This is a genomic window from Roseicyclus mahoneyensis (assembly GCF_003148775.1).
GTDB classification, from domain to species: domain Bacteria; phylum Pseudomonadota; class Alphaproteobacteria; order Rhodobacterales; family Rhodobacteraceae; genus Roseicyclus; species Roseicyclus mahoneyensis.
Window position 1 is genome coordinate 1 of the sequence record NZ_QGGW01000025.1, and the last position, 3,502, is coordinate 3,502.

Sequence of the window (3,502 nt, forward strand, 5' to 3'; positions counted from 1 at the left end):
CGGGGCGCGGTAGAGCGCGGCCAAAGGGATCTAGACGGGCCTCTTGTGTTGCTGTACGGCCGTCAGAATGACGGGTTTCGGTTTGAACTGTACGACAGAACCGCCGACTGGGAGAGCATCACTGGTGAGGCACTGAGTCGCCTTGGCTACCCCAACCCGCAAGGAGACACCTACCTCCTCGCTCGAATCCAGCAATTGCCAGCGCCCGCCTGGCTAGAACAAGTCGCCGTCGAGCGCCTACTTCCTAAGGACTGGATGCCTGGTCGTCCGTATTCAACGACTTGGCTCGACGTTGTTCTATCGACTCAAGACTGAGTCGTCGAGTACGTCAAGATCCGCCTTGATTCACACAGTCAGCAGAGATTTACGTACAGCTTGGATTACATGATCAAATCGTCGATCCGCATTAGCCCTGCGATGCTCCCCGGCCTGGGTTCCGGCGCGCGCGAGCCCACCGTTGAAAGTCGGCCGAGGCATATACGATCGACCAGTAATCCGCTTCGGCCCGACAGCATGCGTCTATACGACAAGGCTCCACCCGTGCGGGAAGACTTTCATGCCTTCCTGGAGCCGTCTTGCCGTTGTACCGCAACTCTGTCGCTGGCGTTCGATCGCAAATCGAGTCTGGGAGTCTCGTACCCGTCTTGACCGAACAGTTCCGCATCAAAATTGGCTACAACCCATCCCCTGCTGAAGTTCGCTCTTGGGATCACAGCCTTGCAATCCTCGTCGGCGATCTTATGGACGCAGGATTGGAGAAGGCGGAGGTACTGGTCGAGTACCAGTTGCCCCTCACAAGTAAGCGCGCAGACGCCGTCGTGTGTGGAGCCCTGACGGCGCTCATTGAAATTCCCCAGTAACGCTCACTGAAATTCCCCACCCGTGTGGCACCGCCAACGAGGGCGGGTCTCCCTCGATGCTGATGGTCTCTGACCACTCATCAGCTACTCGAAGGAGACCCGCTTTCTCATGCTTACATGGGAGGACGATATGGAAGTACACGCCCTGCACAAACGAGGGTTGACGATCTCGGCGATCGCCCGCCACACCGGCCGAGACCGCAAAACGGTCCGCGCCTATCTCAACGGCACCCGCTCGCCCGGCGAGCGGGCGCGCAGCGCCGTCGATGCGTTCGAGGTGTTCGTCGCCTACATCACCGCACGCTTGATCGACGACCCACATTTATGGGCCCGAACGTTGTGCGATGAGCTCGAAGACCTCGGCTACACCCAGTCCTATCAAACGCTGACCCGCCAAATCCGCGCTCGGAACCTGCGCCCGGTCTGCCCGCAATGTCAGACCGCGACCAGCCGACCGAACGCGATCATCGACCACCCTGCGGGTGAAGAGACGCAATGGGATTGGGTGGACCTACCGGACCCACCGCCGTCGTGGGGCTGGGGTAAGACTGCGCATCTGCTGGTTGGGTCGCTGGCCCACTCGGGGCGTTGGCGGGGCTTCCTGGCCGCCGATATGACCCAGCCGACGTTGATCGCCGGCCTCGACCGGGTCACCCGCCAGCATGGCGGCCTCACGAAGGTGTGGCGGTTCGACCGGATGGCCACGGTCTGCCATCCCGATTCGGGTTCGGTGACAGCATCTTTCGCAGGCGTGGCCAAGTACTACGGAGTCAGTGTCGCGATCTGCCCGCCCCGGCGCGGGAACCGCAAAGGCGTCGTGGAGGCAGCCAACCGGGTCGCCGCCCAGCGGTGGTGGCGGACCCTGGGCGATGACGTCACCGCCGAGCAAGCCCAGAAGAGTCTGGACACGTTCTGCACCCGCCGAGGAGACACCCGCGTCCGGGTCACCGCTGACGGAAGGTCCACCGTCGCAACAGTTGCCGATCGTGAACCCCTAGCATCGCTGCCGAGTGCACCCTATCCGGCGATGATGACCGAGACCCGGAAGGTGAACCGGCAGGCGTTGGTGGCGTGGAAAGGCAATCAGTATTCGGTGCCGCCGGAGCTCGCGATGGGCGAGGTGACCGTAACCCATCAGCTCGGCGACGCCCACATCGATATCGCCACCGCCGGCGGGATCGTCGTCGCCCGCCACCGCCTCGCCGCTGAGGGGTCGGGGGTGATGGTCCGCGATCACGGCCACGTCCATGCGCTGAACACCGAGGCGATGGCCACGGCCAACACCGGTGGACCTCCGCACCGCCGCAAACAACGGATCCCACCCGGCAAGAGCGCGCTCGCTGCTGCAGATCTATTGCTGAACAACAACTCCCACACGGTAGCCACGGCCGACGAGTCTGCCACCGTGATCGACATGAGCGCTTATGAGCGCGCCGCACAGAACAGGACCACGCTGCGATGACCCGCACCAAAACAACAACCACCACCAACGCGGTGCCTGAGCCGGCGACGCAAGCTGAGATCTCGGTCTACCAGCAACTGCGGCACCACCTGGCGGTGCTCAAACTCCACGCCGCCGCGGAGGCCTTACCGGGGATGCTCGAGCGGGCACAGGGCGAGGGGTGGTCGATGACCAGCACCCTCGAACAACTCCTGGCCGTAGAAGTCGAAGAGAACCAGGCCCGGCGCCTGGCCGGCCGGTTGCGGTTCGCGAGCCTGCCCACCCCAGCCACCCTGGACGGGTTCGACTACGACGCCGCTCCCGGCGTGGACCGCCAGCTGATCGCCGAACTCGGCACCTGCGGATACCTCGAATCAGCGACAAACGTCCTGCTCATGGGTCCGCCAGGCACAGGAAAGACACATCTGGCGGTCGGGCTTGCCCGAGCGGCGGTGCACGCCGGGTACCGCACCTACGTCACCACCGCTGCCGATCTGGCGGCCCGCTGCCACAAAGCGGCTATCGAAGGCAGGTGGGCCACCTGCATGCGGTTCTATGCCGGGCCGACACTCTTGGTGATTGATGAGCTGGGGTATCTGCCGTTGCCTGCCGAGGCTGCCTCTGCGTTGTTTCAGGTTGTGGCACAACGATATTTGAAGACGTCGATCGTGATCACCACCAACCGCAGCGTCTCCGAATGGGGCGAAGTCCTCGGCGACACGACCGTCGCAGCGGCCATGCTCGATCGGCTCCTGCATCGCTCGGTAGTCCTCAAACTCGACGGCGATTCCTATCGCCTGCGAGACCACCACGCCCGATCAGAAAACCACCGCACCGCCGCCGGAACCATCCGCCGGCCGCTACAGTAGACCCACCTCACGGGTGGGGAATTTCGATGAGCACCACTGGGGAATTTTCCTGAGCCCCGTCAGAATTCCGCAGCATCGAAGTAGTCACCCAGTTCGAGGCGGTATCGAGCCCTCCGCGAGCTACCGGCACAAGGTGGTCAACTGTGGGAAACAGTTCATAGAAAGCGAAGTGGGTCTTGCTCGTGTCCCAGTTTCGGTGGAACGGGAACTCATCTGGCAGCACAATCGACAGCAGCCGCAACGCCCCCGGATGAACCAGTTGAGTCCCGGTATACCGGTCAACGAACCCGTCCCGGAAGAACACCCGCATACAGTCCCGATCCGTGTACCTG

General features: G+C 63.0%; 5 protein-coding genes. 4 read left to right on the forward strand and 1 reads right to left on the reverse strand.

Annotated elements, in window-relative coordinates; translation table 11 throughout:
* The 4 genes from C7455_RS20405 to istB all read left to right on the forward strand — a co-directional run.
* The coding region (locus tag C7455_RS20405; protein WP_211315531.1) for a hypothetical protein at window positions 1-315 on the forward strand (315 nt) is incomplete at its 5' end.
* Window positions 316-644: 329 nt separating this feature from the next.
* Window positions 645-860: a hypothetical protein gene (locus C7455_RS19710; RefSeq protein ID WP_116916042.1), complete on the forward strand. Its 216-nt coding sequence runs from the start codon at window positions 645-647 to the stop codon at window positions 858-860.
* Between the two features lie 109 nt (window positions 861-969).
* Window positions 970-2,322 (forward strand): Mu transposase domain-containing protein, encoded by a 1,353-nt coding sequence (locus C7455_RS19715; protein ID WP_023955293.1) that lies wholly within the window; start codon window positions 970-972, stop codon window positions 2,320-2,322.
* Complete coding sequence (gene istB / locus C7455_RS19720; protein WP_109671159.1) at window positions 2,319-3,170, forward strand: IS21-like element helper ATPase IstB; 852 nt, start codon at window positions 2,319-2,321, stop codon at window positions 3,168-3,170. Before C7455_RS19715 ends, istB begins: the two co-directional genes overlap by 4 nt.
* Window positions 3,171-3,177: 7 nt before the next feature.
* Here the strand turns inward: istB and C7455_RS19725 are convergent.
* A partial coding sequence (locus C7455_RS19725; protein WP_211315532.1) for an HNH endonuclease occupies window positions 3,178-3,502 on the reverse strand: 325 nt, incomplete at its 5' end.